This is a genomic window from Pseudorhizobium tarimense, from assembly GCF_022968135.1.
Classification (GTDB): Bacteria; Pseudomonadota; Alphaproteobacteria; order Rhizobiales; family Rhizobiaceae; genus Neorhizobium; species Neorhizobium tarimense.
Map to the genome: position 1 here is coordinate 75,242 of NZ_JALJRA010000019.1, position 15,633 is coordinate 90,874.

The 15,633-nt window shown below is 57.4% G+C and carries 12 protein-coding genes and 2 pseudogenes; 12 read left to right on the plus strand and 2 right to left on the minus strand.

Annotated features, from left to right (window positions below; all coding sequences use genetic code 11):
• Positions 1-2 precede the first annotated feature (2 nt).
• The 7 genes from MUU54_RS20285 to MUU54_RS20315 are packed head-to-tail and all read left to right on the plus strand — an operon-like array spanning position 3 to position 7,774.
• Positions 3-1,517, plus strand: coding sequence for a sulfatase (locus MUU54_RS20285; RefSeq protein WP_247245779.1), 1,515 nt, complete (start codon positions 3-5; stop codon positions 1,515-1,517).
• 29 nt (positions 1,518-1,546) lie between these two features.
• Positions 1,547-2,890, plus strand: a complete 1,344-nt coding sequence (locus tag MUU54_RS20290) for an ABC transporter substrate-binding protein (RefSeq protein WP_247245780.1) — start codon at positions 1,547-1,549, stop codon at positions 2,888-2,890.
• A gap of 55 nt (positions 2,891-2,945) precedes the next feature.
• Entirely contained in the window at positions 2,946-3,869 is a 924-nt protein-coding gene (locus MUU54_RS20295; protein ID WP_247245781.1) for a carbohydrate ABC transporter permease, read from the plus strand.
• The gene (locus MUU54_RS20300) at positions 3,866-4,696 is read left to right on the plus strand and encodes a carbohydrate ABC transporter permease (protein WP_247245782.1); all 831 of its coding nucleotides are present in this window, start codon (positions 3,866-3,868) and stop codon (positions 4,694-4,696) included. The genes MUU54_RS20295 and MUU54_RS20300 overlap by 4 nt, the downstream gene beginning before the upstream one ends.
• 8 nt (positions 4,697-4,704) lie before the next feature.
• The gene (locus MUU54_RS20305; RefSeq protein ID WP_247245783.1) at positions 4,705-5,805 is read left to right on the plus strand and encodes an ABC transporter ATP-binding protein; all 1,101 of its coding nucleotides are present in this window, start codon (positions 4,705-4,707) and stop codon (positions 5,803-5,805) included.
• On the plus strand, positions 5,798-6,781 hold the full coding sequence (locus tag MUU54_RS20310; protein ID WP_247245784.1) for a DUF4432 family protein: 984 nt from the start codon (positions 5,798-5,800) through the stop codon (positions 6,779-6,781). Before MUU54_RS20305 ends, MUU54_RS20310 begins: the two co-directional genes overlap by 8 nt.
• 45 nt (positions 6,782-6,826) lie before the next feature.
• Positions 6,827-7,774 carry a formylglycine-generating enzyme family protein gene (locus MUU54_RS20315; protein ID WP_247245785.1) on the plus strand — a complete coding sequence of 316 codons (948 nt, stop codon included), beginning with the start codon at positions 6,827-6,829 and terminating at the stop codon, positions 7,772-7,774.
• 233 nt (positions 7,775-8,007) lie between these two features.
• Here the strand turns inward: MUU54_RS20315 and MUU54_RS20320 are convergent.
• Positions 8,008-9,750: pseudogene (locus tag MUU54_RS20320) on the minus strand (chloride channel protein).
• Between the two features lie 162 nt (positions 9,751-9,912).
• Positions 9,913-10,818: a LysR substrate-binding domain-containing protein gene (locus MUU54_RS20325; RefSeq protein ID WP_247245786.1), complete on the minus strand. Its 906-nt coding sequence runs from the start codon at positions 10,816-10,818 to the stop codon at positions 9,913-9,915.
• A gap of 106 nt (positions 10,819-10,924) precedes the next feature.
• Between MUU54_RS20325 and MUU54_RS20330 the strand changes: the two genes are divergently transcribed.
• The 5 genes and pseudogenes from MUU54_RS20330 to MUU54_RS20350 all read left to right on the plus strand — a co-directional run.
• On the plus strand, positions 10,925-11,896 hold the full coding sequence (locus MUU54_RS20330; protein ID WP_247245787.1) for a Bug family tripartite tricarboxylate transporter substrate binding protein: 972 nt from the start codon (positions 10,925-10,927) through the stop codon (positions 11,894-11,896).
• 25 nt (positions 11,897-11,921) lie between these two features.
• Positions 11,922-13,439: a sulfatase-like hydrolase/transferase gene (locus MUU54_RS20335; RefSeq protein ID WP_247245788.1), complete on the plus strand. Its 1,518-nt coding sequence runs from the start codon at positions 11,922-11,924 to the stop codon at positions 13,437-13,439.
• Positions 13,436-13,927, plus strand: a complete 492-nt coding sequence (locus MUU54_RS20340) for a tripartite tricarboxylate transporter TctB family protein (protein ID WP_247245789.1) — start codon at positions 13,436-13,438, stop codon at positions 13,925-13,927. The genes MUU54_RS20335 and MUU54_RS20340 overlap by 4 nt, the downstream gene beginning before the upstream one ends.
• Position 13,928: 1 nt before the next feature.
• Entirely contained in the window at positions 13,929-15,431 is a 1,503-nt protein-coding gene (locus tag MUU54_RS20345; protein WP_247245790.1) for a tripartite tricarboxylate transporter permease, read from the plus strand.
• A 71-nt stretch (positions 15,432-15,502) separates the two neighbouring features.
• Positions 15,503-15,633 (plus strand): annotated as a pseudogene (locus MUU54_RS20350) (sulfite exporter TauE/SafE family protein); the annotation flags it as partial.

Sequence of the window (15,633 nt, forward strand, 5' to 3'; positions counted from 1 at the left end):
TGATGCGCGTCGTTTTTGTGCTGTTTGACTCGTTGAACAGGCTTGCCATGGGTTGTTACGGGGGTGCTGCGGTTCCAACCCCCAACTTTGATCGGTTCGCAACGCGTTCGCTGACATTCGACAACCACTACGTCGGAAGCTTGCCTTGCATGCCCGCGCGCCGCGACCTTCACACTGGGCGCCTCAGCTTCATGCATCGCTCCTGGGGACCGCTCGAGCCTTTCGACAACTCGATGCCGGAACTTTTGAAGAACGCTGGCGTCTACACACACCTCGTGACGGATCATTTCCATTACTTCGAGGATGGCGGCGCGACCTATCACTCCCGTTACTCGACCTGGGACTTTGTTCGGGGCCAGGAATATGACACCTGGAAGGCGCTGGTTAAGCCGCCGCTTGAACAGTTTCGGCGGGACTACTCCGGCAAGCATTACAATGGACCCGGTCAGGCAAACCGGTTGCAGCACCAGATCAACCGACAATTCATCAAGAAGGAAAAGGATTTCCCGGCGGTTCAGTGTTTCGAGCGGGCGTTCGACTTCCTCGACAACAATCGCGAGGCCGACAACTGGATGCTGCATCTGGAATGCTTCGATCCACACGAACCGTTCTACACGCCGACGCGCTTCCGCGACAAACTGAAAACAAACTACGATGGCCCTATCATTGATTGGCCAAAATACGCCCCAGTCTCCGAAAGCCCTGATGAGATCGCTGAAATCCGCGCCAATTATGCTGCGCTGGTATCAATGTGCGACGAGTATTTTGGCAAGCTTCTAGACTACTTCGACGCCCACAATCTGTGGGACGACACCTGTCTCATTCTGACGACGGACCATGGCTATCTCCTGTCTGAGCACGACTGGTGGGCCAAGAACGTCATGCCTTACTACGAAGAAATCTCGCACATCCCGCTGATCGTGCATCACCCTGACTTGGGCGCACGAAAGGGCACGCGCACCAGCGCACTGACCCAGACCCCAGATCTGATGCCTACGATCCTGAGCTTGTTTGGTCAACATATCCCACCTGAGGTGCGAGGCACCTCCGTACTTGAACTTGCAGATCGCGAAGACGAGGAACGGGCTGTCATCTTTGGCATGTTCGGCGGAGCCATCGGCGCGACGGACGGCCAGTATACCTGCTTCCTTTATCCGCCCGATTTGGACGATGAGAGCCTCAGCGAATACACGCTGATGCCGACACACCTTCACAGCTTCTTTGCCCTTGATGAGCTGAAGACGGCAGAGTTGCATCCGCCTCTATCCTTCACCAAAGGCCTGCCGGTCCTGAGAATAAGCGCGCTCAACGACGCGCGACGGCCGCCAGGCGGCGACCGCACTCATTTCAAGAGCTTTCGAACAGCGCTTTACGACAACATCGCTGATCCCGGTCAGCTCAATCCCCTTGACGCGCCCGAAGTGGAAAGCCGCCTCACAAAAGCGATATTGGAGATTCTCATCCAGCATACAGCGACGCCGGAGTTCTTCAATTGGATGGGCCTGAGCCCGTCTTAAACGACAATTCAATCTAGGGAGGAATGAAAATGTCTGAAAAAACGTTCGGGAAATACACGAAGGGCACGGTGGCGAGGCTATTGGCGGGTTTATCGGTGGCCGCGTGCCTCGCAAGTTCGGCCGTCGCACAGGACGCCGGTACGTTGCGCGTTTTGATTAGCCAGTCGCCCTGGTTGAATGCTTTCGTCTCATTGGTGGATGAATATCAGGCGGAAACCGGCACAAAGTTTCAGCTTGATGTGCCCCCCTTCGGTGGCATGGTAGACAAGACGCGCAACTCGGTGCGTGCCGAGACCGGGTCTTACGACATCATCAACATCAACGCCCAGAGCCTCGCCGAGATGTATGCTGGCGGTTTTCTCAAGCCGCTGAAGGAAATCGACGCAAGCTTTGCTCTGCCGAAGGGTGTAGTAGATTTCGGTGGCTCGGCCTATTGGAGCGCCGAGAAGAACAGTTTCGACCCTAACGGCGAGCTCTACGGCGTTCCTACGAATGGCAACGTTCTGGTGCTTTATTACCGGAGCGACCTTTACGAAGACGCCGGTCTGCAGGTGCCAAAGACTTGGGATGATCTGATCGCGAACGCCAAAGCCCTGCATAACCCGCCGGAAACATACGGCTTTGTCGCACGAGGAACACGCGAGTCGATCCTTTTTGACTTCTCGCCGATGCTCTTCAGCTTTGGCGGCAGCTATTTCGCAGACCCGCAACAGGGCGACTATTCGATCACACTGAATAACCTGCAGGGGCTCCAGGCACTGGAAACCTTCATCAAGCTGAACAAGGAATATGGGACCGGGAATCCGGGTGCGCTGGAGCAGGCCGAACTCATCCAGTTGCTGGCCACTGGCAAGGCTGCCCAAGGCACAGCAGTTATCGCCGCAGTCGCTGATTTGCAGGATCCCAACAAGTCCATCGTAACAGATACGATCGAAACAGCTCTTCTACCAGCCGGTCCCGAAGGCAAGCACGCATCGGTCGCCGGGCAGTGGATGGCGGGGATCCCGAAGAATATTCCCGAGGCTAATCAGCAAGCTGCGATGAAGTTCCTAAAGTGGTTCCTCGAGAAGGAAACTCAGGTTGCTTACGTCGAAGCAGGGGGTATTCCGATCAGAAGCGATCTGGCCGACACTGCGTTGGCGGGCGATCCGAACTACCGCTTCATCAAGGCCTTCTCCGAGAATGCGGATGTGGCCCAGATGAATACGCCGATGAAAGAAGGTGTGCGGATGAAAGAGGTGATATCGCTCTACCTCAACCGCGCGCTGATCGGCGAGATTTCCGCGAAGGAAGCCCTCAACGGCGCGGCCCAGGAGGCACACGATGTCCTTACGGCCGCAGGTTACAAACTCACACCTCCCAAGATGCTGTGAGCTGGAAGGTATCCGGGATCGTGCCCTGGATACCTTCCTCATGGAGTGACGATCGATGGCAACACGCCCCTTGGACGCGGCCAGAATAGAGCGTGCTAATCTCTGGTGGAGAATTGGCTCGCTTGCTCCCGCGATCATCATACTGGCCGCTCTTTCGATATGGCCTGTTTTTAATCTTGCCTATCTCAGTCTCGCTGATGTCGATTGGGTTTCGGGCGCCGCGGTCGTGAATTTTGTCGGCCTTCAAAACTTTCAGGAGCTCTTCACGGGCGAGCCGGTCTATTGGGCGGGGGTTCGCAATACGACCGTATTTGCCGTCTGCGCGGTCACGCTGCAGATGATCTTCGGCTTTACCATGGCACTTGCGGTTCGCAGAGCTTCCAAGCTCGGGCGAGGCCTGCTGACAGCAATCTTTCTACTGCCGATCGTTATTCCGCCGATCGTCATCGGGGCGATGTGGCGGCTTCTGCTCGGCCGGGACTTTGGCATGGTCAATTTCCTCTTCAGTCTCGTTGGGCTGCCACAGGTAGATTGGCTCGGCGACCCGAGGTTTGCGCTGATGTCGGTCATCATCGTGGACGTCTGGCATTGGACGCCCTTCGTCTTCCTGTTGACGCTCGCCGGTTTAGAATCGCTCGATCAAGAGGTATTCGATGCCGCGAAACTGGACGTGAAGAACCGTTGGCAGGAATTACGCTACATCACGATCCCACTGATGATGCCCACCATCCTTATCACCTTGGCATTTCGGATGATCTTGTCGTTCAAGGTCTTCGATGAGATCTACCTGCTGACTGGTGGCGGGCCAGGAACGGCTACGGAGGTCATCAACTTCTCCATCAACCGCGTCTTCTTCGCCCAGGACCGGGTCGGGATGGGATCTGCCATGTCGCTGGTGACCATCGCTGGGGTGGCCGGAATGATCGTTTTCGCCAACACCGTTGTCCGTCGACGTCGCAAACTGAGGGCTGAGGCATGAGTGCCAGACAAAAACTCGGAGGCATGGGTGGGAACCTGCTCGCCTGGGGTTATGCTCTGATCATCCTTGGACCGATGGTTTGGATACTTTCAAACTCATTCAAGCGGCAGATCGACATTTTGATGGGGACGACGATCGCCCCTATCACCCTCGCTAACTACCATCAAATCATCAATTCCCGGCAGTCACACTTTCTCTGGAATCTGTGGAATAGCGCCATCGTCTCGGTCGTCTCCACCCTGCTGGTGCTGATCATCGCAACCGTCGCAGCCTTTACGCTTGCCCGGCTTCAGCCGCCCCGCTGGGTCAGCTTTATTCTGCTTGGCTGGGCGCTGGTGTTCCACATGCTGCCGACCCTGACATTCGTGGGCTCGTGGTACGTCATGTTCACCGAGGTCGGTCTGCATGGCACTTACACTGCGCTCATCCTCGCGCAAGTCGTGCAGGGCCTGCCGATGGCCCTGTTCCTCATGATCGGCTTTGTCATGAACATCCCGAAGGAGCTTGTGCAGGCAGCTCGGCTCGATGGCTGCACCTACCCACAAGTATTCCGCCACCTGATCCTTCCGCTGTCACTGGGTGGCATGGCAGCCGCCGGCGCTTTGACTTTCATTTCCGCATGGAGCGACTTTGCAGTCGCTCTCAACCTCTCCAACAAGGACACGATGACTGCCCCCGTTGCCATCGCGACGTTCGCGCAAGAGCACCAGATCCTCTACGGCCAGATGGCGGCAGCATCTATGCTCTCCATGCTCCCAGCGCTGGCATTCATCATGTTCGGGCAGCGTTTCGTCGTGCGTGGCCTGCTGGCCGGCGCAGTCAAATAGGATAGTTCATGGCACATTTAGAACTTCAGAAAGTCGCGAAATCCTATGGCGCAGTGGAGGTTATTCCCGGCGTCGACTTCGAGATCAATTCCGGTGAATTTCTTGTCCTCGTCGGTCCTTCGGGCAGTGGTAAATCGACGCTCCTCAAGATGATTGCCGGGTTGGAAGAAACCACCTCCGGAAAGATTCTTGTTGATGGTCAGGACATTACGCATCTGGATCCATCGGCACGTGATCTGGCAATGGTGTTTCAGTCCTACGCGCTTTATCCGCACATGACCGTTCGTGACAACATGTCATTTGCACTGCGGATGCGCGGAGAGGATCCCGCCGTCATCGACCAGCGTGTAAGGGAAGCGGTGGCGATGCTGGATCTTGGCGGCCTGGAGGACCGCAAGCCGGGACAGCTCTCTGGGGGCCAACGCCAGCGCGTTGCAATGGGACGCTGCGTCGTGCGCAATCCGAAGCTATTCTTGTTCGATGAGCCGCTGTCGAACCTCGATGCCAAGTTGCGTGCCCAGACGCGGATCGAAATCCGCCGTCTCCATGAGCGGCTTAAAGCAACGTCGATCTTCGTCACCCATGACCAGGTGGAAGCGATGACGATGGCGGACCGCATTGCCCTCCTGAAGGATGGCAAGCTGCAGCAGATCGGTTCACCACAGGATCTTTATCTGCGCCCGCGTAACACCTTTGTCGCCACCTTCATCGGCACACCGGAGATGAACCTCCTGGCCGGGCGCCTGCAGATGGCGGAAGGGCATTTCCACATTGGTGGGATGCGTCTGCCGGCTTCAGCCGGGCAGCAGTCAAGACTCTCCGTCGCGTGCCATAGCGGAACCGCAGTGATGGTCGGGGTGCGGCCCGAGCATTTCGCGATCGTGCTGAACACCACACCTGGCGCACTCCAGGTCACAGTGAATGTCACTGAATGGCTGGGGCACGAGATCTTCATCTTTGGTCAATCTGATCTCGGGTCCATCAGCGTCCGTGTACCCGAAGGTCTTGAGACGACACCCGCACAAGGGGATGTCCTCTCGATCCTGCCGATCGCTGACCGCTGGCACGTGTTCGACGCCGGCAGCAGCGAGAACGTGTTGCTTGATTGAAGAAGGCGTAGACGGAAGAAGCGATATGGTGATGTTGTTTGGCCAGTCTTTTACAAAGCGAGAGCTCGGACGTGTTTTTCCTGACCTCTTGCATGTGGCCGGCTTTAAGAAACTGACAGTGGAAGACGGAGCCGGTCGCAGCAGCCGTCTCCTGCAGATCGACAGTGGCGGTGGCCTACGCGTTGATCTTCTGCCGGATCGCTGCTGTGACATTGGTCAGGTATGGTGCGACGATATCCCGTTCGGCTGGATCAACCCCATGGGTACGTCGGCTCCCTTCGCAGTGGGAGAAAACAACCCGTTGTCGGGCCTGATGGCGACCTGCGGGTTTGACCATATTCGCCAGCCGGAAATGGAAGGGGACCGTCATTTCCCGCTGCACGGAAACATGATGCACATGCCCGCCCGGATCATCGCTACTGATACGATCTGGGACGGCGACGAAGGCATCTTCAGGGTCAAGGCGGAGGCGACGCAGTTCAACCTCAACTATGGTACAATCCGGCTGCAAAGGCATGTCTATGTTCCACTCGGTGGTCGCTCGCTCGTCGTCTCCGACCGGGTGACAGTATTGGCAGGCGATTTGCCGGTTATGGCAATGTACCACGTCAATCTAGGCTATCCCCTTGTGACACCAGGCAGCGCCTTCAGTCTCAACGGTGATGATGTTACAGGGCACACTCTGGGACACGATGGTATCAGGACGCGTCCTTCAGGCGCGGCCGTAGCGGAGGTCGTTCTAGCTGCTATGTCAGAGGGTGGTCCGCGATTTCAGATGAAGTACGACGGAAGAAAACTGCCGTTCCTGCAGACCTTGCGTAATGACAGCGAAGGGATCAATCTTTTCTGCATCGAGCCCGCGACCCACAATCGCCTGAGCCGAGAGGAATTGAGGGGGAACGGATCTCTCCTACCAACGCCGCGCGGCGGTTCGCATACGTTTCATCTCGAGATGCTGTTTGAGAGCGGCAGGTAAGGAGTGTAGAAGACGGTTCATGATTCAAGTTTGGGAAAGACAATCATGAGCAGTTGCTGTTCCACCGCTGGCCGAGTAGGCGGCGGCAGAGCGGTCACGCCCGATTCGATGATCGCTCTGCATGGCAAGGCTGGCGAAGTGGTGGCGGTTAAGGGAGGGGAGAGCTTCGTCGGGAGCAACGAGGCCGTCATCGCTGCTGACGGTGAAGGCCCAGCGCGCAAGGTAAATATTGCAGACTTCTATTTAGAGATAGAAACCGTCACAAACAGGCGATTCGCTGATTTTGTTGCAGCGACGGGCTATCAGACCGAAGCAGAGAAATACGGCTGTACAGCTGTGTTTAGCCCCCTCCTGACGGAAGAAAAACTCGCCGCGCAAAATGTTGCGGAGACTCCATGGTGGACTCGCGTGCATGGCGCCTTCTGGGCCATGCCAGAGGGACCAGGCAGCTCCATCGACGATCGACTGGACCATCCGGTCACGCAGGTTTCGTGGAACGACGCTGTCGCGTTCGCGGCCTGGGTGGGCGGGCGTCTCCCGACCGAAGCAGAATGGGAGCATGCTGCTCGTGGTGGCAATCGGTCACGGTGCTATCCTTGGGGTGACGAGGAGCCGAATGATACGGATATTTTCTGCAATATCTGGCAAGGCCGCTTTCCGTACCACAACACCCTTGCCGACGGTTTCCTGGGAACAGCCCCGGTGCGCAGTTATGCACCCACTGAAAGTGGCTTCTACAACCTTGTTGGCAACGTTTGGGAGTGGTCTGCAGACGCATTTCGCATCCGTTCCTTGTCTCGGCAGGCCAAGCTGCGGAACGCAAATGCCGCGAAGCACGGCGACAAGGTCCTCAAGGGTGGCTCCTTCTTATGCCACAAGAGCTACTGCTATCGATACCGGATTGCCGCGCGCATGGGCCTATCAGCTGACAGTGCAGCCAGTAACACCGGCTTTCGCATAGCCTATGATCAGATGCCGTTCAATGCCAAATGATTGATAAGCCCGCTGCATCCGAGCTTGTGTCGGTGCTCCCTGAGCGAGCAGGGCGATGGCGTTCACCTCGAGACGAGCGAGCAGGGCGATGGCGTTCACCTCGAGACGATCGAGCATGAGCGAACCCTGCAGCCGGGGCTTCATGCTCTGGATGGACTTAGCGCGCAGCATCTCCGTAGTATCACCGGTCCTCAAAGGGTTTCGCCGGTCGCCTCACGGCGGCGACTATCCAGTTATTCAGCGTGTCGGCGCAGAGTGTGGGCCTCGCCGAGCTGGCCGATGACTCGGCGTTCAATCAGGTTGTTCACGACCGCCAAAGCCTCACTGCTGGTCTTGTCGAAGATCGTGGCCGCTTGGCGGGCGTTCATCTGCGGCTGAAGAGTGTCGTTGCGATACCGAATGAACCTGCCGATATCTGCAGACTGCTGCCCATCGCTCTCTTCGGCATAGACTTCCGGTACGAGTACGATCCAGACATATCTCTCATTCTCGTCCACGATGATGGCCCTCTGTGTGGAGGCGAACGGGAACTGTTCTCGGAATTCCTGCAGCGAAAGGCTTGCATTCGCTTTCTTGATGTCTGGTCGCATGAGCTTGTCTACAGTCAGATTGCGTATCCATCCAATATCGTGAGGGCTGCGGATGCTCTCTCCGCGCAGTTGGAATCGCCACGTGGCGAACGAGTAGCCGAACGTTGTGCGCACAACTAAGGAGGACGTGATGGTCGCCGCCAGGACCAGCGCTGTGATCGGAAAATTCCTGGTAATCTCAAGCGCCAAAAACGTCATCGTCAACGGCCCCCCGATAAGCGCGACGGCCAGGGAACTCGTCCCCACCACAGCGAACACTGCCGGTTTCAATTCGTTGTCCAGCAGGTATCCGATCGGCATGGCGAAGATTTTCCCCAGCATCGCACTCATGAAGAGAGATCCGAAGAAAAGGCCCCCAACGAAACCCAGAACCGATGGATCGCTGACGCTGTTGCCTTTAGCCGGAGAATGCTCACGAGGACGCCAATGCTGCTTTGCGTTTCCAGGTTCAAGTGAAGCACGCCGTGACCGGCAGAAAGAACTTGCGGCGTGCCATGGCCATGAGACCTACGACGATGCCACCTAGTGCAGGGCGTAGTGCGGCATGGATGGAGCTCTCTCTCGCGAGCTTTTCGGTGAAGGCTACGCCTTTCATGATGCCGATCCCAAGTATGGCGCAAAACGCGCCAAGCAGGATCGCTGGTAGAAATCCCATGGTGCGACCTGGCCGATGTCGCCGATCTTGATCAGGAACGAGTCCCCAGACAATGTACGCGCCATCAAGGTCGCCAAGATTGCAGCAACGACGACAGGAGCAAGGGCGACCGTGCTATAGGTTCCGATGATGAGTTCGACGGCATAGAAGGCTCCGGTAAGCGGCGCATTGAAGGCCGCAGCAATGCCTCCTGCCGCACCACAGCCCACCAGAACGGCAGGTCCTCACGACGCAGGTTGAGCTTCGCGCCAAGCTTCGAGGCCGTTCCGGATGGCAGTTGCGGGTAGCCGCCTTCAAGGCCAATGGAGGCGCCGAAGCCATTAGAGATCAGGTTCTGGACCCCGACGATGATGCTGTCCGCCGAAGATATCGGGCCGCGATAACGCGCGTTTGCTTCGATTGGGTCTACAATAGAGCGACTTCAGCGTTTGCGCAGCGCAAGGTACAGGCAGCCCCTCAAAATGCCGCCGACACGGGCGCACAGAGCAATAGCAGCCTGTCCTCAATGGAGGAAGAACGGAGCCATTCGTCAGGTGGAATGCCGAAGATCAGACTGTGCAGCGACTTGGAGATCCAGCTCATGGCGCTCACGCTGTACCGGCGGCCACTCCGACAACGGCAGCGCAAGCGATCAAGCCGATTTCGCTACCACGAGCAAAGGCGTTTCTCCTCGCGAGCTTTAGTCTTACCTGCACTGAATGGAGCGCACTGGATGCGAGCGCCGAAATCATGTGATAAGTCTGCTTGTATGTGATGTGACCATGGCTCGTAAGGCCACTTTAGAAAAACCAGGTAATTAGTGCTCGCTTGGCGTCCATCATGATATCTTCGGCGCCTTGAACAATTCCCTTGAGTTTTCGGTTCACCCATTCCTTCTGTCGAATAAAAACCGGCTAGAGCGGGTATCGGTCAGGTTGAGGGAAGGCATTGGTCGCCAGTTTCACGAAATTTCGGGCCGTTACGCTGCGTTCATCGGACCGACAGGCAATCAGGAGCTCAGCGACCGGCGACTCTTGAGCGTGTAGTGGCCGATAAAGGACGCCCTCAAGGTCGAGCTTGGTTATCGATTTGGGGAAAAGGGCGACACCCAGCCCGCCGGCCACCAGTCCCAGAATGGCATGCAACTCGTTTACCTCTTGGACAATCTTTGGCTGGGTGCCCGCTCTTTTGAAGGCCGGCTGGAAGTTTCGCTCAAGATAAAGCGCCTTGACCCTTCGTGTCATGATGAGGCCTTCATCGGCGAGATCACGGATACGGATCACCTGCTGACGCGCAAGCCGATGCTCAGTAGCCACGGCGACAACATACGGCTCTCGCAACAGGAGGCGGGTATCGAAATCCTCGTTGTTGAAGACAGGCCGTAGTAGACCAATCTGGATTCGTCCCGCTCTCAAAGCTTCAACCTGCTCGCTGGAAATCATCTCATGGAGGATAATGTTGACGCCCGGGTAACTGCGGGAGAATTGCGAGGTGAGTTCGGGCAGGATGTTCAAGGCCGCTGCATCCGCGAAGCCGATCGTCAGCCGTCCCGATTTTCCCTCCGATGCGCGTCTGGCCATCTCGACTGCCAGATCGAGCTGGCGCAACGCAATCCTGCCTTCCTCCAGAAGGCTCCGGCCCGCGTCTGTTAAAGAGACGCGCCGTCGCGTTCTGTCGAATAGCGTGAAGCCGAGCTCCTGTTCAAATTTTGCTATCTGCTGGCTCAGAGCTGATTGGGTAATCCGCAGCCGCTCGGCCGCCCGTACGAAATTCAGCTCTTCAGCCAGAGTGACGAACGAAAACAGCAGCTTCTGATCCATAATTATTAGCCCTTCTAATTTCCATATCAGAGATCATTAGACTAGCTTCTAACGGTTAGTTATGAAAGGCAGGCCGAGGATGCCTGTCGCCCTTTGGGAGGAATCGATGAAGAAGTTTGCTGCGCTAACCGCCGCCGTGATGGGTGTTGCGGCTTTGTCTGTGTCCAACGTGTCTGCCCAAGAATACTGGCCGACGAAGCCGGTGACGTTGATCGTACCGTTCGCTCCGGGCGGCAACACGGATCTCATCGCCAGGACCATCGCGCCGAAGCTTGGAGAGAAGCTCGGCCAGTCCGTCATCGTCGAAAATCGGCCCGGAGCGGGTGGAACGATCGCCACGACGGAAGTCGCATCCGCTGCTGCTGACGGCTACACTATGCAGATCGGAGACATAAGCACCCATGCGATCAGTCCCTATGTCTACGAAAACCTGACCTACGATCCGATCGATGATTTCGAGCCGGTGATTCAAGTGACCTCCGTTTCCCTGCTTCTCGTGGCCAACCCGCAAGTGAAGGCCAACAATGTGCAGGAACTGATTGATCTCGCGAAGTCCGATCCGGAAACTCTCTCCTACGCATCATCCGGCAACGGTTCCCCTCAACACCTGGCGTTCGAGTATCTGAAAAGCTTGACCGGCATTGGTCCCTTGCACATTCCGTACAATGGTTCGGCTCCCGCTTTGACGGATGTGATCGCTGGACATGTGCCTATGATGATCGATGGCACTGCCGTTCCCCATGTCAAGAATGGCGCCCTCAAGGCGTTGGCGGTTACGGGCACTGCACGATCCCAGGCGCTACCCGACGTTCCAACGATGCAGGAAGCAGGGGTCAATGACTTCACCTTCACCTCGTGGCACGGCATCATGTATCCCGCAGGTGTTCCCGCTGAGATCGTCGAGAAGGTCAACACCGCCGTTGGCGAGATCCTCGACGAACAAGAGGTCAAAGACCGCTTCGCGGAGCTCAACATCGGTCTCGCCGGCGGGTCGCCTGAACAGTTCGCCGAGTTTGTTGCGGCCGAGAACAAGAAGATGAAGAGCCTGGTCGATGCCGCGGGCGTGACCAAGGACTAACCCGTCCCAGTCGAGCGAGATGAAGATGCTGAATAAAGCCTGCGGCGGGGACTACATCTCCAAGCCGCGACCAAATGTGCTGTTCATTACGGTTGATCAATGGCCTGGCGGGCTTTTGGCTTGCGCAGGTCATCCGGTGATCGAAACACCGACCATCGATCATCTCGCTTCGATAGGCACCAGATTTGCCAATGCTTACTCCGAATGCCCAATCTGTATTCCCGCGCGTCGAACGATCATGACGGGCGCTAGCCCGCGCCGGCATGGTGACCGAACCTTCCAGCCGTCACTGCGCATGCCGGCAGACATGACGACCTTGGCGCAGGCATTCGGTCAGGCCGGCTACCAAAGCCAGGCCATCGGCAAGCTTCATGTCTATCCGCAGCGTGATCGAATTGGTTTCGATGACGCGCTCTTGGCAGAGGAGGGGCGCGGCGCACTGGGTGGTACCGACGATTACGAAATGTTTCTCGCCGATAAGGGATATGCAGGACAGCAATTCCTGCACGGTATGAGCAACAACGAGTATAGCTGGAGGACCTGGCATCTTCCCGAGGAGCTACATGTCACCAACTGGACGACCTGGGCAGCAGCGCGTTCAATCAAGCGACGAGATCCGACGCGGCCGGCCCTGTGGCATGTCTCCTACACGCCGCCGCATCCTCCGTTGATCCCCCTGGCCAGCTATCTGGAGCGATATCGTGCGCGGGAGGTTGACGAGCCGAACATCGCAGGCTGGGCAGTGGATGACGAGCGCCTGCCATACCCATTGAAGTTGGCCAGGGATTACTGGTCGAGCCTACCACCAGCCCAGCTTGCTGATATGAGAAGGGCCTTTTACGCGCTCTGTACGCATATCGACCACCAGTTGCGAGTCCTGATCGGGACTTTGCGCGAGGAACAGATTCTGGACGACACGATCATCTTGATCACCAGCGATCACGGGGACATGCTTGGCGACCACGGCTTCTATGCGAAGCGCATGATGTATGAAGGCTCGGCCAAAGTGCCCATGGTTCTCGTCGGAGTAGCAGACGACAAGCGGGTGGGTGTCGGGGTAGTCGATGAGCGTCTCGTCGGGTTGCAAGATATCATGCCTACGCTTCTGCAACTGTGTGGGATCACCATCCCGGACACATGCGAAGGGATCTCGATGGTGTCGCAGGATCATCAGCGCCAAACACTCTATGCAGAAGCCTTGGCCGGTGTGAAGGCGATGCGGATGATCAGGGACGAGCGATACAAGCTGATCTGGTATCCTGCCGGTTGCGTCTTCCAGCTTTTCGACCTGCAGACAGACCCGCATGAGATGTACGATCTCTCCGCATCCTCAGATCATGATCACGTCCTATTGCGGCTGCAACAGCAACTGCGGCTCGAGCTTTATGGCGAGGATCTGGAAGCGGTGGATGAAGGCGGCTTCGTCGGGCTAGAGCGACCGGCAAGCGCCCCTCAGCCCAACCGTGGTCTTTCGGGGCAGCGCGGCTTGCATTACCCGGCTCCGCCCTTGCAGGACCCATCCATCATTGTGGGCGGGGTATGATGCAGCTTGAAAAAGAGACGAACAGCGAGGCGTCAAGGCCCAATGTCCTCTCGTCGGATGTTCTGGCAGGCGGCCTTTTCGTCCTCCTCGGCGCCGGCTTCCTCATCCTCGCGCAGGATTTTGGTTTCGGCTCGCTGCTGCGCATGGGGCCCGGCTTCTTCCCTGTGATCTTGTCTACGCTTCTGATCGCCATCGGATTGGTCGTCGCAGTGCGCGGACGAGCCCAGCAGGAGACGCTGACATTGCCACGGCTCGGGCCCCATGCACGAGTGATCATGGCAATGGTGCTTTTTGCAGGTTTAATGCAGCCGCTCGGCAGCTACCTTACAATGCCAATGGTGGTGTTGTTAGCGGCCTCTGCAAGCCCAGCCTTCAGCTGGCGCTCTGCGGTCGCCCTCGCGCTCGGCCTTACCGTGGCATCCGACTTGATCTTCCGCCTGGGGCTGGGCTTGCCCTTGCATGAGTTCGGCCATTGGATCGGAGGCTGAAATGGATCTGCTTCAGCAATTGGCCTTGGGTTTTGAAACAGCGCTCACACCGCTTAATCTGTTCTATTGCTTTGCAGGGGTTCTGATCGGAACGCTGATCGGCGTCTTGCCCGGACTGGGGCCTGCGCCGACGGTGGCGATGCTTCTCCCCTTGTCGTTCGGACTGCCTCCTGTCTCCGGCTTCATCATGCTGTCAGGTATCTTTTACGGCGCGCAGTATGGCGGTTCCACGACAGCAATCCTCATCAATACCCCAGGAGAATCATCGGCAGTCGTGACCGCACTGGAGGGGTATCAGATGGCACGGCAAGGCCGCGCAGGCGAGGCTCTCGCGATGGCGGCTGTAGGCTCGTTCATCGCCGGGACCGTAGCGACCTTCATCATTGCCTTGCTGGCACCGCCTTTGGCCAAGGCTGCCCTGCTGTTTGGGCCGGCCGAGTACTTTTCATTGATGGTGCTGGGCCTGATTGCCGCCATTGCGCTTGCCAGTGGCTCGGTTTTGAAGGCCATAGCCATGGCCATAATCGGCCTCCTGCTGGGGCTTGTGGGAACTGACGTCACGTCCGGCGTTCAGCGCTATACGTTCGGTGTGCTGGATCTTTATGACGGGGTTGCCATCGTCGCCCTTGCCATGGGGCTGTTCGCCGTGGCCGAAGTGTTGCGCAATCTGGATGCGCCAGAGGAAGGGCATGCGACGGTTGCACAGATCACGGGCCTTGCCGCGGGTCTGAAAAGTCTGCGCCGCGCGATGGGGTCGATATTGCGAGGCACGGCAATCGGGTCGCTCCTGGGGATCCTTCCAGGAGGCGGGGCAACACTGTCTTCTTTTGCCTCCTATGCCATGGAGAAAAGGCTTTCGAAAGAGCCCTCGCGCTTCGGCAGCGGCGTGGTGGAGGGACTCGCAGGTCCAGAATCGGCAAACAACGCCGGAGCTCAGACATCATTCATTCCGATGCTGACCCTTGGTCTGCCGTCAAACCCGGTCATGGCACTCATGATCGGCGCGCTTATGATCCACGGGATCCAGCCTGGTCCCAATGTAATTTCGGAACAGCCTGCTCTCTTCTGGGGATTGATCGCCTCGATGTGGATCGGGAATCTCATGCTGGTGGTGCTCAACCTCCCGCTGGTCGGATTGTGGGTGCGGCTTTTGGCCTTCCCCTATCATCTGCTCTTTCCTGCAATCATTGTCATTACCTGCATAGGCGTCTTCAGCTTCTCCAACTCGATGTTCGACGTTTGGATGCTGATCATCTTCAGTGTCGGAGGCTATGTCCTTGTTCGTCTGCGCTGTGAGCCCGCGCCCTTGCTTCTAGGCTTCATCCTTGGGCCGATGATGGAAGAGCACCTGCGTCGGGCGCTGCTCTTGTCGCGAGGAAACCCTGCTGTTTTTCTGGAGCGGCCCATCAGCGCCGTAATGCTATTGATCGCGGCGATCCTGATAATCTCTCCGGCTCTTTCCGTGATCCGTCGCCGACGAGAAGAGATCTTCGTAGAGGATTAACCTGCCGCGCCGATCGGCTCAGACATACAGCCAGCCTTCAATGAGCTGGCGACAGTTTTTAGGAACCTTACGTGACTGTCTACCTGCCGATCGCAGAGCTTTCGGTGAATATCTTCATCATTCTCGGCATGGGTGCGGCCGTCGGATTCCTGTCCGGCATGTTCGGCGTCGGCGGCGGCTTTCTGATCACGCCGCTCCTGAT

Excerpts from the sequence above, each read along its gene's own strand:
- MUU54_RS20285 (WP_247245779.1), top strand. The coding sequence starts at position 3 with ATGCGCGTCGTTTTTGTGCTGTTTGACTCGTTGAACAGGCTTGCCATG.
- MUU54_RS20290 (WP_247245780.1), top strand. The coding sequence starts at position 1,547 with ATGTCTGAAAAAACGTTCGGGAAATACACGAAGGGCACGGTGGCGAGG.
- MUU54_RS20295 (WP_247245781.1), top strand. The coding sequence starts at position 2,946 with ATGGCAACACGCCCCTTGGACGCGGCCAGAATAGAGCGTGCTAATCTC.
- MUU54_RS20300 (WP_247245782.1), top strand. The coding sequence starts at position 3,866 with ATGAGTGCCAGACAAAAACTCGGAGGCATGGGTGGGAACCTGCTCGCC.
- MUU54_RS20305 (WP_247245783.1), top strand. The coding sequence starts at position 4,705 with ATGGCACATTTAGAACTTCAGAAAGTCGCGAAATCCTATGGCGCAGTG.
- MUU54_RS20315 (WP_247245785.1), top strand. The coding sequence starts at position 6,827 with ATGAGCAGTTGCTGTTCCACCGCTGGCCGAGTAGGCGGCGGCAGAGCG.
- MUU54_RS20325 (WP_247245786.1), bottom strand. The coding sequence starts at position 10,818 with ATGGATCAGAAGCTGCTGTTTTCGTTCGTCACTCTGGCTGAAGAGCTG.
- MUU54_RS20330 (WP_247245787.1), top strand. The coding sequence starts at position 10,925 with ATGAAGAAGTTTGCTGCGCTAACCGCCGCCGTGATGGGTGTTGCGGCT.
- MUU54_RS20335 (WP_247245788.1), top strand. The coding sequence starts at position 11,922 with ATGCTGAATAAAGCCTGCGGCGGGGACTACATCTCCAAGCCGCGACCA.
- MUU54_RS20340 (WP_247245789.1), top strand. The coding sequence starts at position 13,436 with ATGATGCAGCTTGAAAAAGAGACGAACAGCGAGGCGTCAAGGCCCAAT.
- MUU54_RS20345 (WP_247245790.1), top strand. The coding sequence starts at position 13,929 with ATGGATCTGCTTCAGCAATTGGCCTTGGGTTTTGAAACAGCGCTCACA.